This window comes from Vibrio aquaticus (assembly GCF_003970385.1).
Classification (GTDB): domain Bacteria; phylum Pseudomonadota; class Gammaproteobacteria; order Enterobacterales; family Vibrionaceae; genus Vibrio; species Vibrio aquaticus.
The window spans coordinates 452,318-468,598 of record NZ_RXZH01000002.1; the positions used below are offsets into that span (position 1 = coordinate 452,318).

Sequence of the window (16,281 nt, forward strand, 5' to 3'; positions counted from 1 at the left end):
CTCATGTTGTCCGGTTGGTTTAGATCCTGCGAAATACAAACGTATTGGCTTGCAGACTGTCAAGCTCATCAACGTGCTGTAAAGGAATTTGGTTTCGGTTTTGAAGAGTCATTACCTTTGTTTTCTGGAGCGTTATTTGAGCAAGTGACAAGCCTTTCTCCTTGGCTCGTTCCGGTATCAAATGAGCTCCTCGACCTAAAAGAAGAAACATTGGGTCAAGGGATTGGTTTGGCGAGCACGGCTTCTATCAACTCTCTTGTCGACCACCTTCGAAGCCTATTGTTTGCTTCGTTTAACGGTGAAGAGGTCATGTTTCGTTATTACGATAACAACGTCATTGAGCCAATGTTAAGAGCAATGGAAGAGGACGAACGAAACCGGTTTCTTGGCAATATTGACCAATTAGCCGTGAGTGCGGATGCACTTCAGTGCTATGTCAATGGCTCCGTCACCTCCTACAGCTTACAAACACAACCTTGGTGGAAAATCCAAGAGCATCATCTAGCAGCACTCTACAATGCTGAGGTCCATGCAAGATCTATCGAACGACGCTGGTGGAATCTCTTTCCGCAGATGATGGCTCGACTGAATAACCCTCAGATGTTGATTGTCGAGACATTGGAGAAAGCACAAACGCAAGGTTATGAGCCAGAGATTCATGAGGCGTGTGTGATGGTCGAAATTGCTAGGCGAACACAAACGCAACTGAGCGATCTTACCCAGCCCTTTCAACTGACATTTGATGAGTTAAACACACTAGAAACGATCAACAAGGTATGGATATCATGAGTTTAGATACTGGAAGCAGCCCGTATTTTCTGCCGTGTGAGAACTGCTCTCGTTGGATCGAGATATTCGTCAGAGATGAGTTTAACCAGCCCTTCCTCGATGTAACTGGGATCTTGGTTGATTCAGCCGGAAACGAGTTTTCTATAAGCTTAAATGAAGATCCCATTTTCCTTGAAGGTTTAGCGCCTGGGCCAATGCTTCTTCACTTGGACAGTGATGAATGGTTGCTCGAGTCTCAAAAGGAACAACACAAACCTAATGTTGACTCGAAACCTACGGCCGATTTTGCGAAAGCATACTCAAATAAACAGGGCGACAATCCTACCTTCCTAGAAGTGACCGCTGGTGACTTAACAGAACTTACCCAAGGGCAAACCTTGCCGATCAGGCACCAAAAAGGCAAGGCCGATCCATTCAAACTCATTACCGACAACAGCTATGTTCTTCAGGTACGAGGTTTCAACTTTATTACTCTTCGCATAGGAATGTTCTTTGATGGCACAGGCAACAATACCTTCAGTGCTCAGTGGGGAAAGAAACAGCTTGATAAGTACTACTATAAATGGCGACCGAAGTATGAGGCGGAATGTGAGCTTATCTCAGAGCGTACAGGATTATCTAAAGACAACATTCCAGTCACCGAACTATCCGATGAGTGTTTTGCTTTTCCAGAAGAGCAGGGTTTCTTTCAAAAGCTGTTTTCTAGCAAGGACGATGATGTAGAAACGGTTGCAGGCAGTGCGACCAATGAGCTTACTAATATTCAGAAATTGTTCGAGCGTTATTCGCAAGATAAGTATTTCGAAAACCAGAATGTATATTCCTTTGCTCATTATATTACCGGTATAGGTACAGGCAATGAGATTGATGAGCAGCCAGCAAAAGAGTCGATATTTGGTCAAGGTAGTGGAATAGGCAAGTATGGTGTTGTGGAAAAGGTGAATGTTGGGACCGAAAAATTGGTTGATCAACTGTCAGTGCTTAAAAGCATCTTTGAAAACGATTTACCACTTGTAGTTGACGGAATATCGAAGCTTCAATTTGACGTATTTGGGTTTAGCCGAGGAGCTGCTTCTGCAAGGCATTTTGTCAATGTTGTTCTTGAAGGCTGTAAAGGTGACTTTGCGAAAGCTTTTACGGAGGAATGTGCAAAGCAGAAAATTGGATTGTCTAGAACATTTGATTGGGACAGAGCCGATAAGGAAGATGCGAGCTGCGAGGTTACGTTTGTTGGGGTGTTTGATACGGTGGCATCTGTTGTCCATCTCGTCTCATTAGACTCGAAAACAATTCTTGATTTTGACTTTAGCACACATACTGACAACGGAGATGTAAAGCTCTGGCTTGATCCTGCGCGAGTCAGAAGAGTTGTTCATTTAACCGCAAATTCAAAAACTGAATGTAGGGAGAATTTTAGTTTAAATAGGATCAATGAACATGAGACATTTGCTGAACTGACCTTGCCAGGCGCTCATTCAGATATAGGAGGAGGTTATCACTCGAGGAGTTCATATTCTCAAGAAGACTATCTACTGCCTTTGTTGGAACAGAAATTAGTGAAGAAAGTGAGTCGCTCTTATTCTGGTCGGTTCGAAAAGACAAGAGTTATTAAGCATATTCTTCAGGCGTTGGATGACTACAAAAAACTAGATTTAAAAAGTGGATGGAAAGAATCAGATTATGCTCCAGTTGTTTTAGAGGAAGCTAAGCTAGGCGAGAACAGGACGAAAGTAACAGGAAAGTTGTTCATCAAGCGAAAAGTAGAAGGAGACTTATCGCGATTGTATCTACGGGTAATGTATGGTTTAGCGGAATTTCATGGAGTCCCACTAACAGATGACGATGGGTATGTATGGACAGATGATGCCTATTTGTTAGTAAAAGATATACCTAACGAGAATAATGGCCGTCCGATAAAATATACTGAGTTAAATGCAAATATATTACAGCTCGCAAAAAGTGGTGATTATGAGGGTATTATTAACTCATTGAGTACATCGCAGAGGTTAAAAGAGTTTATGGACTCCGATTTGTATCACCATTCTTCGAGTGATACTGTTGGAATGAAGCCATTATTAAATGAATCAACGCAACAATTTGAAAGAGCGAGTTATGAGTGTAAAAAAGATACTTAAAAGGTCGCTATTATATTTAGCTATGTTTCTGCCTGCTATGAGCACGAGTGTTAGTGGTTCTACAGAAAAAAATATCTTGCCGGAATGGCGAGTTAGCATTTCTTCACCATCTCTTTATCCAGCCAAAGTGACCAGTGTATATGGGGTAAATCATCAAGAAAATTGGATATCTCAGCTACATGCATTTAGTCAATTCATGTCTAAGACTGATATGAATAACGTGATGAAATGGATAAACAGTTATGATGGCTATGGCTTACCCCTTCACACTTTTACTATGGTAAGGGGGGCACAGGTTTCAAAAAGAGAGTCATTACCTGATGACGTTTACCTATATTGGACCTCGCTTGCCAATATTCAGTTTTATGTAACCCGATTTGACTTAAATGTAGAAATAAAAAGATTAATGGTGAGTAAGGATTCATATGTCGGGCGTTCAGGAGATGAAATAAGCTGTTATCGCTCTGAGATTGTCTTTGGACTTTTACCAAACGGTCAAGCGAAAGTCTTTTTAAAAGGTTGTGGAGAATTAATTTACGTCACAGAGTTAAAGCCCGAAAGTGTAATGCGAGAAGATGCCCATGGCTTTAATGCAGAAGATTATCGAGAACGTTCGTACTTTAAAAGAATCCAAAAAAGGGCAGACGAGATTGGAGCAGTATTAGATCCAATCCCATGGGATAAAGTGAATAAAGTGTATTCAAACGAGAAAGTGACAGAGTTGAATTAACGTATACTTAAGTCGTGATGAGCCAACTCGAATAATGTGACTGGCTGAAAATTGCACTCTTTCCAAAAATTTTTAAGATGCGATGGGAATAACACTTCATCCTATTCTTTATGCCCTTTTAATTCAGGATACTTAGCTATAATGGCGTTGAATCAAGTATTGCTGAACGAAAATTATCCAATTCAATGAGGCTTTTATGGACAAGGACCCAGTTGAAGAAAGCAACCGCAGACCGCTTGCCGTTCGTGATGTTGCTCTCACCCGAAAAGTAGCCATTTGGCTGAGCAACAAAAACGTCACACCAAATCAAATATCACTAATGAGCATTGTGTTCGCCGTAGTTGGCTATGGCGTGATGCTTACCTACCATTTTTCGCCGATAAGCTATCTGTTACTTATTGCGGCGGCCACCATTCAGATGCGCTTGTTGTGTAATTTATTTGATGGCATGGTGGCGATCGAAGGTGGAAAGAAAACTCCGGCGGGGGAGCTTTATAATGATGTCCCCGATCGTATTGCTGATCCTCTCTTTATCATTGCCGCAGGGTTCGCGACAGAATCGGTATTTGGTATGCCACTCGCTTGGAGTAGTGCAATAGTGGCGGTTTTGACCGCTTATGTTCGAGTCTTGGGTGTGGCTATGGGGACGCCTGCTGATTTTCGAGGACCCATGGCAAAGCAGCACAGAATGGCCCTATTAACGGTAACGTATCTACTACTGTTCCTGCAGCATACATTCGTTGGGCTGCCCGACATCTTCGTGTATAGCATGGATGCTGCATTATTGGTGATGTTAGTTGGTAGCGTTTACACGACTTGGCGACGCCTTGCGTTTATCTCTGATTACAAAACAAGAAGTCCGAGTGAAGACGTTCAGCCTAATGAGAAGGGGTCACAATGTTAGGTATTCCGTTACACTCGCTGTATATCATGGCCGTAATCGTCTTGGTTCTAGTTATCGGTACACTTGTTTACTTGTGGCTATCTAGGAGACATAAAGAACGCGATTATCTTGAATTGAAGCTACGTATTCGTTCATGGTGGTGGATGATTGGCATTGTCTTTGTCGTCCTCTACCTGCCTTTGCAATATACGCTCTTCTTTGTCGGTTTCTTGAGCTTTATGGCACTCAAAGAGTTCCTTTCTATTGTCCCCACTCGAATGACTGACCGCCGAGTAATCTTCTGGGCTTACCTATCCATTCCGTTTCAATACTATTGGTTATCAATAGGTTGGTACGGTATGTACATCATCTTTATCCCTGTATATATGTTCTTATACCTCCCAATGGTTGCAGTGTTGATAGGGGATACGAAAGGTTTTATTCGCTCGGCGGGTGTTATTCATTGGGCCTTAATGCTTACGGTCTTTTGTATCAGTCATATGGCGTATTTGCTCGTTCTGCCAAGCTTGAACCCAGATGCTGGCTCAATGGGAATGCTGTTGTTTTTGCTGATCTTCACGCAGTTTAACGACGTTTGCCAATACGTCTGGGGGAAATCGTTCGGTAAGCATAAGATTGTCCCGAAAGTCAGTCCGAATAAAACCTGGGAGGGGTTCATTGGTGGGGCATTAACGGTTATTGGCGCGTCTTATTTTGTTGCCCCGTACCTAACGCCTCTGACAGGTGTTCAAGGCCTAGTCGCAGGTATCATCATTGCTTTTAGTGGATTTATTGGTGATTTGGTCATTTCGTCAGTGAAGAGAGATTTGAAGATTAAAGATACGAGCCAGTTCATACCGGGTCATGGTGGTATTCTTGACCGTATTGATAGCTTAATGTTTACCGCACCTCTGTTTTTTCACTACATCTACTACTTGTACTATTGAGGATTTATGACAAGGATACTCAGAGTCTTGTTTATACTCTTTTTTGTAAAACCACTGGTGTTTGTTGGCTTAGGTTTAAACATCATTAATAGACAAAACTTGCCAACAAAAGGGCCAGTTGTTGTAGCCGCTAACCATAACAGTCATCTAGATACATTGGTGTTGTTGGCTCTGTTTCCAATCAGCTTAATCCACAAGGTTCGCCCTGTAGCGGCGGCAGATTACTTTTTATCTAACCCCGTTGTCGCGTGGCTGTCACTGAACGTTATTGGCATTATTCCCATACGCAGAGCGCCCTCTAAAGCGCAAAAAGAGGCCATTTTTGATGAGTGCCACAAAGCTTTAGAACAAGGGGAGATTCTACTTATTTTTCCGGAAGGTAGCCGGGGCGAACCGGAAGTAATGAGTGGGCTTAAAAAGGGCATCTATCACCTAGTCAAAGACCATTCTCAATGCGAAGTTGTTCCGGTGGTCATGAGAGGCCTTGGGGCATCCTTACCAAAAGGGACGGCGATGTTTGTGCCTTTTAACTGCGATGTTGTGCTGGGAGAGGCGATAAACGGATTTGCCAATGCAGATGAATTCGTAACAATCATGCAGTCCCAGTATCAACAACTGAGTGAGCAATGTATTGTTCAAGTGGAATAAATTAGGTTTATCTTGATGCAAAAACACCTGACTTTAATGGTCAGGTGTTTTGTTATACGGAGCCGTTTTTACGATAACTTGAAGGTCAGTTGAGCTCTTAACCCGCCCATCGAACTGCGGCTAAGGGTTAAGATGCCTCGATAGCTGTGCGCCATTTCACTAACAATATTCAAACCAAGACCGGTGCCAGGAGTGGTTTCATCAAGACGGACTCCACGTTGGACTGCTTGCTGAATTTTGTCCTCGGGAATCCCCGGGCCATCGTCTTCAATGATGATATTGATCTCACCTGTTGTGGTTTGCTCAGAGTGAACTCGAATAATGGAAGAGGCCCACTTATAACCATTCTCCAATAAGTTACCTACCATCTCGTCGAGATCGGTTTTATCGACCGCAACTTCGATGTCGGAATCTAATTCGTTAATAAGCGTCACTTCACGAGAAGCGTAAACTTTATCAAATGCCATCGAAATCGCATCCACACGTTCAGATGGGTTTGCTCTTACGGCGAGGATGTTCTTAGATCCGGCCATGCGGGCTCGACCAAGATGATAATCAATTTGGCTTTGAATCTGCTCGACAGGGGGCTGCAATCGCTGACGGTGCTCATCATCGAACGTTGTTATCTCATTCTTTAACACAGACAAAGGCGTTTTTAAGGCGTGAGATAAGTTACCTGCATGATGCCGTGCTCGCTCTAACAGCTCTTGGTAATGAAAGATGAGTGCATTTAAGTCAGAGACCACAGGCGCGACTTCTTTTGGATATTCTTCATCAAGCTGAGTTTTATCCCCAGAACGCAATTGAGAAAGTTCTTTATGCATTTTAGTCAGCGGATGCAAAGACCATTGAACTTGAAGCATGATGACGGCGAGGACACCAAAATAGAGTAGCGCAAGAATAACCCAAAGTTGCCCCATTAGGTCTTGAACCGTGTCTTCAATCGGCTGTTCATCAATACCGATCAACACCTCAATGGGTCCATCATAGTCAGGGTAATACAGCGTGGTGTGGAGATAAATCAACTTCTCATCACGAGCGCCGAGGTACTCTTTCTTGATTCCTTTCTTAACGGCGATTTTTTGATCCCAAAGTGAGCGAGAGCGAAGAAGATCAGAATCGGTTTTCGCAGACCAATAAAGGCCACTGTATGGTCGATTGAAGCGAGGATCAGAAAGGTTAGTGGTTAGGGTTAAATTGCCTTTTTCATCCGCTTCTAGCGAGGCTGAAATCTCATCCATATAGATTGAGAGTTGAGATTTCGTATCGCCTACCATGTAGCTAAACACTTGGTTGGGGACGGACACCCCAACGGCTATGACCATCGCGGTCAACCAAACGATAGCCGCCAGAACAAGGCGGCTTTTGAGACTGAGTCGCTTAAGTATAAAGCGCTTACTATTCGGCATTCAGTTGGTACCCTAAACCACGGACGGTTTTGATCACTTTAGGCGCTATCTTTTTGCGGATACGGCCAATAAACACCTCAATAGTGTTTGAGTCACGGTCGAAGTCTTGTTTGTAGATATGTTCAACCAGTTCAGTGCGCGAAATGACCTTTTCTGGATTATGCATAAAGTACGCGACAACTTTATACTCAAGGGCTGTTAAGCTAATCGCTTGACCTTGCCACATCACTTTAGAGGTACGGGTATCAAGGCTTAAGTTGCCAATCTGCATCACTGGTGAAGCGTTGCCTGACGCTCTTCTCAACTGAGAGCGAAGACGGGCAATAAGTTCAACCATTTCAAAAGGTTTGGTCAGGTAATCGTCCGCACCGGCATTCAAACCTTCAACACGTTGAGTCAACGTGTCTCGTGCGCTCAGAATAACCACCGGTGTATTGATATTTTCATCTCGAATGCCTTTTAACACCGTTAAGCCATCAATCTTTGGTAAGCCAAGATCAAGAACGATGGCATCCCACTCTTCAGAGGTTGCTCGGTAAAGCGCGTCAATACCATCTTGCGCCAATTCTGGTACCCAGCCAGTTTGTTCTAACGATTCAATGATCTGTTCACCTAGACGAGGCTCATCTTCCACTACTAAAATTTTCATCAGCGTTTCTTCTTATTAGTTTAATTCTTTAATGCTTGTTTAAAGTTACGTCCTTTAATCAATATCATCTCAAGCGTTTCCGCATTGTATTCGACTTTGATGATATTGTTGTCGTAATTGAGCTTGAGTTCGTAGACCCAAACATCGTCATCTTCTTCGAGTTCTACGTGAATAATTCGGCCATAAAGGTCGCGTTCGACAGCCGCGTACATTTCAGAAAATGGGCGAATATAGCCCTTTTTGACGGCCTCAAAGACTTCATCTTGGTCTTCTTCAAATTCAATCTTAGCACCTGGTCGATGTTCGTCTTGTACTAACGCATGGCCATCTTGTTCATGGTGGTCATGTTTTTTTGCTGAACTGGGAAAGGCGACCAGTAGGCACATAAGTAATGTGGAGGTACCAATCAGTGGATGCTTGAACATAATCATACCTTTTAGATTTTCTGTAGTTCAGTATACAGAATCAAAAATGAACACCAAATGAATGGTTAGTTCGAGAGCTCATCTTCAAAAATCTTATCTCTCATTTTCCAAAAGCGGCCAGACTTTCTCGCAATAACAAACTGCGGAGGACGAAAGCGATGCTGATTGTTTACGACCTTGGTGGGTGAAGCGTCATCAAAAGGGCGATGTTTGTCGGCAAGGTGAGGTCGTACAAACTGATCTTTGAATCGCTGTTTTTGGTTTTTGGTAGTTAACGACCAAAATTCGCTCACTTGGGCTTGGTTCTCACCAATGTAAGAGACTTTTAAGCTGCTTTTACCTTTATCGTCTTTATGAACACTTAAAGCCATCTCCAAACATTCAAAAACAAGCGCATCTTTTAGGTTTAACGCTTCCTTAAGCTTCTTGTCAGGGTCTACCAAAGTGGCATCACATTCATGACAAATTCGAGCAGCAATATCATTGTCAGCGCCGCACTCGCCACAATACTTGGCGCGAAAACGGTAGTTGCAATGTTCTCGTTCGCCAGTTTCATCATCTTCAAAGAAACCTTGGCATTTACGGCCAAAATGTTCGATCAAAAAGCCATTGCTGTCGAGTTTGCCCCAAAAGTTGTTGTTAAAGCCGCAAGCGGGGCAGGGAATGGTGATGATCTCGCTATCAGAGTCGGGTTTGGCATCACCCACTTCAGGTTGATAGAGGTCATAGCTGTTGCCCGCATAATCGAGCACTAAACACTCTTCTTTACCTGGCGATAAGCGCAGTCCTCGGCCGACGATTTGTTGATACAGGCTGATTGATTCGGTTGGGCGTAATATCGCAATTAAGTCGACATGTGGGGCGTCAAACCCCGTCGTTAGTACCGAGACATTGACAAGGTACTTTATCTTACGGTCTTTGAAGTCTTGAATGATGGCATCGCGTTCAGGCGTGGGAGTATCACCAATCACAATCGCCACTTGGTCTTGTGGAAGTAGCCCATAGATTTCTTGGGCGTGTCGAACGGTCGCGGCAAAAATCATAATGCCTTGTTTGCTCTTTGATAGCTCAATGATTTGTTCGACAATTTGCGGGGTAGCTCGCTTCGCTTTGTCGATCACCATGTCCATTTCGGATTCTTTGTAACGGCCAGTGTTTGCAGGCTTAAGCTGAGAGAAGTCATAACTCAATACGGGCGCGTCCATCATTTTCGCAGGCGTTAAGAACTTTTCATCGAGTAGGTAACGAATCGGCAACTCGAAAATACAGTCTCGAAAGAAACGCGGCTCTTCAGTACGCACCAAACCACGGGTGTGGTATTGATAAATCCAACCCATTCCAAGGCGATAAGGGGTGGCGGTTAAGCCGAGCACTTTAATGCCGGGGTTTTGTTCTCTTAGGTGGGTTATTACTTTTTGATAGCTGGTCTCTTTGTTATCCGGCACTCGGTGGCACTCGTCGATAACAAGCAGAGAAAACTGGTTTTTAAATTGATCAAGATTGCGCACGACCGATTGAACAGAAGCAAACACCACTTGTTGATCGGTTTCTTTTCGCCCAAGGCCTGCAGAAAAAATGGAGCCTTTTAGCCCATAACCTTCATACTTTTCGTGGTTCTGTTCAACCAGCTCTTTAACGTGTGCCATAACCAACACGCGCCCTTTGGCTAGGCGCGCAAGTTCAGCAATGACGAGACTTTTGCCTGCACCGGTAGGGAGGACTAAGACCGCAGGGCTAGAGTGTTTACGAAAGTAATGGATGACAGCTTTGACAGAATCAGCCTGATATGGACGCAGTGTATACATAAATTGTGTGAAATAGCTCAACTATTTAGTTTAGTCGCACTATAATACATGACCTGACAAAGATGAGGTATTCATGCGTTTAGATAAATACTTGTGTGATGCATTAGGTGCAACACGTAAAGAAGCAACAAAGATCATCAAAAGTGGTGATGTAACGGTTAATGACATTGTACAAAAAAGCGGTTCAGTGAAAGTCACTGATGACTGTACGGTGGAATGGCAAGGGCGTGAGATTCACAAAGCTGGGCCTCGTTACATTATGTTATTTAAGCCTGATGGTTTTGTTTGTTCGCATGAAGATGGCTTTAATCAGACGGCATTTATGTTGCTTGATGAAGTGAAAATGGAAGAACTTCATTTTGCTGGCCGTTTAGATGTTGATACAACGGGTCTTGTCCTGATTACTGACGATGGCCAATGGTCTCATCGAATCACGTCACCTAAACACAAGTGTGAAAAGACATACCGAGTGTGGCTCGCAGACCCAATTCAGGCTGACTATGCCGAGAAATTCGAGCAAGGCATTCAGCTTCGCAATGAAAAAGGTCTGACACTGCCAGCGCAGCTAGAAATCGTCGATGAAGAAGAGAACGAAGTGCTTCTAACCATCACTGAAGGCAAATATCACCAAGTTAAGCGCATGTTCGCGGCGTTAGGTAATAAAGTCGAGCACTTGCACCGTGAGCGCATTGGTGACATTGAACTGTGCGAGTCACTAGAGCCGGGTGAATATCGTTACCTCAGTGAAGATGAAGTGGTGTCTGTCTGGAAGTAATACTCATTTTTGGAATTAGTTTATTTCCTATTAGGAACTAGTCTTTTAGGCCGATTTGATTGAGGATAGATCGGATCGAAACGCCATGAACGGCGAAATGATTTTCTGTTTGGTTGCAGCATGGAAGCTGCACTCATCCGCAACCGAGTCGGAGAAGTATGTCTGAAAGAACTCTGGAGTCGTCCACTCCTCAAATTGGCTTTTTGCTCTTTTTAGTCTTAGGAGCCATCGGCGCTTTAACCCCGCTCGCCATCGATATGTACTTACCTGCCATGCCTACCATTGCGCGTGATTTGGGGGTAACGGAAGGGGCGGTGCAAATTACCTTAACCGCTTATACGGCGGGTTTTGCAATTGGTCAGCTTATCCATGGCCCATTAGCAGACAGTTATGGTCGCCGCCCTGTCCTTATTCTTGGTGTGTTTTTCTTTGGTATCGCCTCTATTGTCAGTGCGACCACAACCGGTATTGAAGCCTTAACATGGGTACGAACTGCGCAAGGTTTTGCCGGTGCAGCCGCAGCTGTGATCATTCAAGCCGTAGTGCGAGATATGTTTGACCGCGAAGACTTTGCGAGGGCGATGTCGTTTGTCACGTTAGTGATTACCATTGCGCCATTAATTGCTCCTATGATTGGGGGTTATGTCGCGGTTTGGTTCGGTTGGCGAGCAATTTTTTGGATATTGGCTGCGTTTTCTGTCGTGGTTATTGCATTGGTGCTTTGGAAAATTCCGGAAACACTCAGCGAAGAGAATAAGCAGCCACTGCGGGTTAGAACAACGCTGCAAAACTATATGCGCCTGTTTAAAAATCCCGTGGCAATGGGCCTTATCTTTTCTGGTGCGTTCTCATTTGCCGGTATGTTTGCGTTTTTAACTGCAGGTTCGTTTGTCTATATTGATATCTATGGTGTTCGTCCCGATCAATTTGGTTACTTATTTGCTTTGAACATCGTGGCGATGATCGTCATGACCAGCATCAACGGCCGATTGGTGAAAAAAGTAGGCTCACACACTATGCTGCGTTTTGGTTTGGCGGTTCAGCTAGTTGCAGGGATTGGCTTGTTTGTGACTTGGCTACTTGATGCAGGCTTGTGGGGCACGGTTGTCTTTGTTGTCATGTTTATCGGCACACTGTCGACCATCGGCAGTAATAGCATGGGTTTATTATTAAGTAGCTATCCGTCAATGGCGGGTACAGCCTCATCGCTCGCAGGAACACTGCGTTTTGGTACGGGTTCAATTATAGGAGCTGTCGTGGCATTTTTGCCAGGCGGTGTTACATGGCCGATGGTCATCGTCATGAGTGCATGTTCGATTGTCTCTGCGGCCTGTTATTGGTTATTTGGAAGAAAGGCGTAATGTCTCAATACACAGTAGAAATACAAAAGCTGGTTAATAAAGCATTAGACGAAATTGCAAAAGAACATGCGGCTGGCAAATTAACGAATGGCCCAACAGCGAACAACTTATATTTGGTTCGTTGGATCACAAAGGCGATTAAGTCTCAGCAATTTCCACGTATCGTGGCAGACGATTTAATTCGTTGGCAGAAAACGGGTCGATCAAAAGGCAACAGTGCCAATCTGATGCAAACGTTTCAGAGAATTTCAAAGTTCTACGCTGAGTTTTTTCCGGAAGGGCAAGAGGATCGAGTGATTAAGGATCATGAGATCAATGCCTTCATCGATATGATGGAAGAAAACAACTGGGAAGTGACAACATCTGAAGAGTTGGTTAATTGCGGTAAAGTTCAGATCTTTACGGAAGGGCCAAACTCTCTAGCCATGTGTACTGAGCAGTGTGAAAGCAGTTTTGATGGTGAAGACATGATCAAACCAATGAGCTGGTTTGTTCGTGGCCACCATGCTGATTTTGTAGAAAAGGCATCTGCGGCTGGCTTCATGCTACACAAGGTGACAGATTATAAATCAAACGTGAAATATCACGGTGAGTACATTATCTTCCCAGGAAACCGTGGTGATCAGTTAGCTGAAATCCCATTGAGTTTAGTGGTTTAAAGGTTTAACGAACGATTAAGCTGCTATTTAAGAGCTTCCACTATGGAAGCTCTTTTGCTTTTCTGATAATCGCTTTGACCATGCCTTTAAAAATGAATAGGTGCGCTGGCATCATGGCAAACCAATAGAGTAACCCTCTAAACCCTTGTGGGTGCCACCAAGCGGTCACCGTTAAGCGTCTTTCTTGCCCAAGATCCTCAATAGAAAACTCTAATCGGCCAAGACCAGGGCCTTTCATACCAAAAAGTAGTGATATGAAGCGATCCTCTTCACAGCGGATGACTTTCCAAGAGTCAATAAAGTCGCCCACCTTGAGTTCTGGCCCTTCAGGGGAACGGCGAACAGGTTTTCCGCCGCCAAAAAAGAGATCGAGCCATTCTCGCGTACGCCACAAACTATTGGCAAAGAAATAACCTTCTTCACGGCTACCAATTTTTCGCACCAGTTTCCATAACTGACTAGCTTCAAGAGTGGTGGTAATTGAAGCACCTGTTTGCTTTGGGTAATAACCGTAGCCTGGTTGCCAGCGAGATAGTGCTGCCGGATCAAAACCCCAAACATTGCTTTGTACAAACTCCCCCTCGCTTTCGATGGATTCCGTTACCATCTGAATAAAGGGGATCATCGCTTGCGGGTACTTTTGTCGTATATCGTTTGAGTCAGCGACAAAGTCATGTTCTAAACCCGACAATAAAGCACGCCCAATACTGGACGGGACAGAAGTAACAACGCCGAGCCACTGGGACGCCATTTTCGGCGTAAGAAGCCTCGTAGGGAATATTTTGATGGGTTTGCTGACCGCTCGTGCGATGACATGAAATTGTTCACGGTACGATAGGGTGTCTGGGCCACCAACTTCATATGTGTTGGATTTGGCTGGAGACTCTTCCGCTAGCGACAGTAAGTAGTGGTTTAAGTTTGTTAACGCAATAGGGTTAGCTTTAGACTCGACCCATTTCGGTGTGATGAGCAGTGGCATGTTATAAACAAAGTCACGCATTATCTCAAAGGCGGCCGATCCTGGTCCAATGATCACACCAGCTCTAAGCTCTGTAATAGGAGTGTTCGATTGACGAATGATGTCACCGGTCATTCTGCGTGCTTTTAAATGTTCAGAGTCACCGGTTTGAGGTTGGATTGCGCTCAAGTAGATAACATGTTCGACCGAACTTTCTTTCAGGGCATCACGGAAGTTTTCTGCCAGCCCTATTTCATAATCTAGAAAGTCATGACCGTGTGCCATGCCATGAACGAGGAAATACACCAGATCAAACTGTGGAATAAGATCCAGTGTGGCTTGTCGGTCTGCGAGATCCAAATAACACAGAGAAAGGTTAAGGTGCGGCTCAATACGTGCCGACAGGTAATCAAGCTGACGAGACGCCGCTGTTACGGAATAGCCTTGATCACAAAGTTGATGGAGCAATTGGGAGCCCACGTATCCTGATGCGCCTAAAACCAAAACCTTTTTCATCTTAATCCCTTTAGTTTTTATGGTCTCACTTGATAACTGATCATATAATAAACAGCCTGTTTTTTCCTAAATTTCATACTGTTGCTGTTAGAGGTGTTTCGCCACATGCTTTCACAAGTTTTATACCATACTCGTGGTGATTTCTTCCGCCGCCTAATAGCCATTGCAATGCCAATTACATTGCAGAGCATTATGTTCTCTAGCCGTAGCTTAGTGGATGTGTTGATGCTGGGTCAGCTCGGTGAAGCAGAAATCGCCGCGGTAGGTGTTGCTGCACGTGCGACGTTTGTCACGACGATTATGCTGGTTGGTGTCACCACAGGTGGCGCGTTATTGACGGCGCAGTATTGGGGAGCCGCCGATAAGAAAGGCGTCCGAGAGAGTACCGCGTTGACCTGGTTGGTCTGTACGGTCTTTGCCGCGTTGACTGCCTTACTGTTTATTTTCTTCCCAACTCAGATTATGGGGCTTGCAACAAGCGACTCGGAAGTTAACCAACTTGGCAGTGAATACTTAGTGATTACCTCTGTCACTATGTTCGCGGTTGCTTGTGTGGCGAGTATGTCGGTTGGGCTTCGAGCAATGCACAAACCGGGGTTAAGTACCTTCTTTAGTGGTATTGGTATTCTGTCGAACATCTTCCTCAATTGGGTGTTTATTTTTGGTAAGTTCGGCGTCCCTGCTATGGGGATTAAAGGGGCCGCTATCGCAACGGTGCTTAGTGGTACGATCGAAGTGGTGACGCTATTTGGCTACCTTTATGCGAAGAAGCACTTGTTGGCGTTTGGTATTACTGATATTCGCCAAGTGCTTGAATGGCAACGTGTGAGTAAGTTCTTGCGCCTTTCTCTTCCTACCACATTTAACTTTCTTGCTTGGGCTGGTGGCCTATTTGCTTATCATGCGATCATGGGTCAATCAGGCGTTCAAGGTTTGGCGGCACTCTCAGTGATGAGCCCGGTTGAATCCATTGCTCTTGCGTTGTTGATTGGTATGTCTAATGCCGCAGCGGTGTTGGTGGGTAACCAGATCGGGGCCAAAAACTACGATGCAGTGTATTACCAAGCAATTGGTGTGACTTTATTAAGCTTAGTGGTCGGAATTATCGTCGCAATTCTGCTTTACCTAGTTCAGGGGTTAGTGCTTGACGCATTCAGTGCGCTTACGACAGAAACCCGACTATTGGCTGAAAAGTTCATGTTGGTTATGTGTGTCGGAATTATATTGCGCTCGCTGCCAATGATGGCGATTGTCGGAGTGTTAAGAGCGGGTGGGGACGTGAAATTCTGCTTGTATCAAGATCTTGTGGCTCAATGGTTGATTGGTATTCCTTTGGCCGCATTTGCTGCCATTGGTCTGGGGTGGCCACCTGAGTGGATTTACTTGCTGTTTTTAACGGAAGAGCTGATCAAGTGGTTTGGCTCAAGCTATCGCATGAGAACACGGAAATGGGTACGTAATCTGATTGAAAATTAGACATGAAACGCACTCGGTATGCATTTGGGTGCGTAATTTGTGATCTATAGTCCAAATAGCTTTCTTGAAGCAGGGATTTAGTGTAGATTCACACTCCTATTTTAAAGGTTGACGAG

The 16,281-nt window shown here is 44.4% G+C and carries 15 protein-coding genes; 10 read left to right on the forward strand and 5 right to left on the reverse strand.

Translation table 11 applies throughout. The features are described 5' to 3' along the window. The first annotated feature begins 3 nt into the window (after positions 1-3). The 6 genes from EJ063_RS07980 to EJ063_RS08005 all read left to right on the forward strand — a co-directional run bounded on the left by EJ063_RS07980 (position 4) and on the right by EJ063_RS08005 (position 6,132). Positions 4-789, forward strand: coding sequence for a DUF4123 domain-containing protein (locus EJ063_RS07980; protein WP_126573725.1), 786 nt, complete (start codon positions 4-6; stop codon positions 787-789). Further along, positions 786-2,924: a T6SS phospholipase effector Tle1-like catalytic domain-containing protein gene (locus EJ063_RS07985; protein WP_126573727.1), complete on the forward strand. Its 2,139-nt coding sequence runs from the start codon at positions 786-788 to the stop codon at positions 2,922-2,924. The genes EJ063_RS07980 and EJ063_RS07985 overlap by 4 nt, the downstream gene beginning before the upstream one ends. Next, complete coding sequence (locus tag EJ063_RS07990) at positions 2,902-3,654, forward strand: DUF2931 family protein (protein WP_126573729.1); 753 nt, start codon at positions 2,902-2,904, stop codon at positions 3,652-3,654. The genes EJ063_RS07985 and EJ063_RS07990 overlap by 23 nt, the downstream gene beginning before the upstream one ends. Before the next feature lie 196 nt (positions 3,655-3,850). Further along, positions 3,851-4,558, forward strand: a complete 708-nt coding sequence (locus EJ063_RS07995; RefSeq protein WP_126573731.1) for a CDP-alcohol phosphatidyltransferase family protein — start codon at positions 3,851-3,853, stop codon at positions 4,556-4,558. Then, a complete protein-coding gene (locus tag EJ063_RS08000) occupies positions 4,552-5,484 on the forward strand; it encodes a phosphatidate cytidylyltransferase (protein WP_126573733.1) in 933 nt (310 codons plus the stop codon). Before EJ063_RS07995 ends, EJ063_RS08000 begins: the two co-directional genes overlap by 7 nt. A gap of 6 nt (positions 5,485-5,490) precedes the next feature. Beyond that, on the forward strand, positions 5,491-6,132 hold the full coding sequence (locus EJ063_RS08005; protein WP_126573735.1) for a lysophospholipid acyltransferase family protein: 642 nt from the start codon (positions 5,491-5,493) through the stop codon (positions 6,130-6,132). Positions 6,133-6,200: 68 nt separating this feature from the next. Here the strand turns inward: EJ063_RS08005 and EJ063_RS08010 are convergent, their stop codons facing one another. The 4 genes from EJ063_RS08010 to radD all read right to left on the reverse strand — a co-directional run bounded on the left by EJ063_RS08010 (position 6,201) and on the right by radD (position 10,420). Next, entirely contained in the window at positions 6,201-7,541 is a 1,341-nt protein-coding gene (locus tag EJ063_RS08010; RefSeq protein WP_126573737.1) for an ATP-binding protein, read from the reverse strand. Beyond that, positions 7,531-8,190 carry a response regulator transcription factor gene (locus EJ063_RS08015; RefSeq protein WP_126573738.1) on the reverse strand — a complete coding sequence of 220 codons (660 nt, stop codon included), beginning with the start codon at positions 8,188-8,190 and terminating at the stop codon, positions 7,531-7,533. Before EJ063_RS08015 ends, EJ063_RS08010 begins: the two co-directional genes overlap by 11 nt. A 20-nt stretch (positions 8,191-8,210) precedes the next feature. Beyond that, on the reverse strand, positions 8,211-8,576 hold the full coding sequence (locus tag EJ063_RS08020) for a PepSY domain-containing protein (protein ID WP_244225172.1): 366 nt from the start codon (positions 8,574-8,576) through the stop codon (positions 8,211-8,213). 104 nt (positions 8,577-8,680) lie between these two features. Continuing rightward, positions 8,681-10,420, reverse strand: coding sequence for a DNA repair helicase RadD (gene radD / locus EJ063_RS08025; protein WP_126573742.1), 1,740 nt, complete (start codon positions 10,418-10,420; stop codon positions 8,681-8,683). Between the two features lie 73 nt (positions 10,421-10,493). On the opposite strand from radD, the gene rsuA reads away from it, so the two are divergent. The 3 genes from rsuA (at position 10,494) to EJ063_RS08040 (ending at position 13,215) form a co-directional block, all read left to right on the forward strand. Then, positions 10,494-11,195, forward strand: coding sequence for a 16S rRNA pseudouridine(516) synthase RsuA (gene rsuA, locus EJ063_RS08030; RefSeq protein ID WP_126573744.1), 702 nt, complete (start codon positions 10,494-10,496; stop codon positions 11,193-11,195). Positions 11,196-11,353: 158 nt separating this feature from the next. After that, a complete protein-coding gene (locus EJ063_RS08035) occupies positions 11,354-12,556 on the forward strand; it encodes a Bcr/CflA family multidrug efflux MFS transporter (RefSeq protein ID WP_126573746.1) in 1,203 nt (400 codons plus the stop codon). After that, positions 12,556-13,215, forward strand: a complete 660-nt coding sequence (locus EJ063_RS08040) for a DUF2913 family protein (protein WP_126573748.1) — start codon at positions 12,556-12,558, stop codon at positions 13,213-13,215. The genes EJ063_RS08035 and EJ063_RS08040 overlap by 1 nt, the downstream gene beginning before the upstream one ends. A gap of 40 nt (positions 13,216-13,255) precedes the next feature. On the opposite strand, the gene EJ063_RS08045 is transcribed toward EJ063_RS08040, so the two are convergent. Next, on the reverse strand, positions 13,256-14,689 hold the full coding sequence (locus tag EJ063_RS08045; RefSeq protein WP_126573750.1) for a DUF2867 domain-containing protein: 1,434 nt from the start codon (positions 14,687-14,689) through the stop codon (positions 13,256-13,258). 105 nt (positions 14,690-14,794) lie between these two features. Between EJ063_RS08045 and EJ063_RS08050 the strand changes: the two genes are divergently transcribed. After that, positions 14,795-16,165: an MATE family efflux transporter gene (locus tag EJ063_RS08050; protein ID WP_126573752.1), complete on the forward strand. Its 1,371-nt coding sequence runs from the start codon at positions 14,795-14,797 to the stop codon at positions 16,163-16,165. Positions 16,166-16,281: the final 116 nt, after the last annotated feature.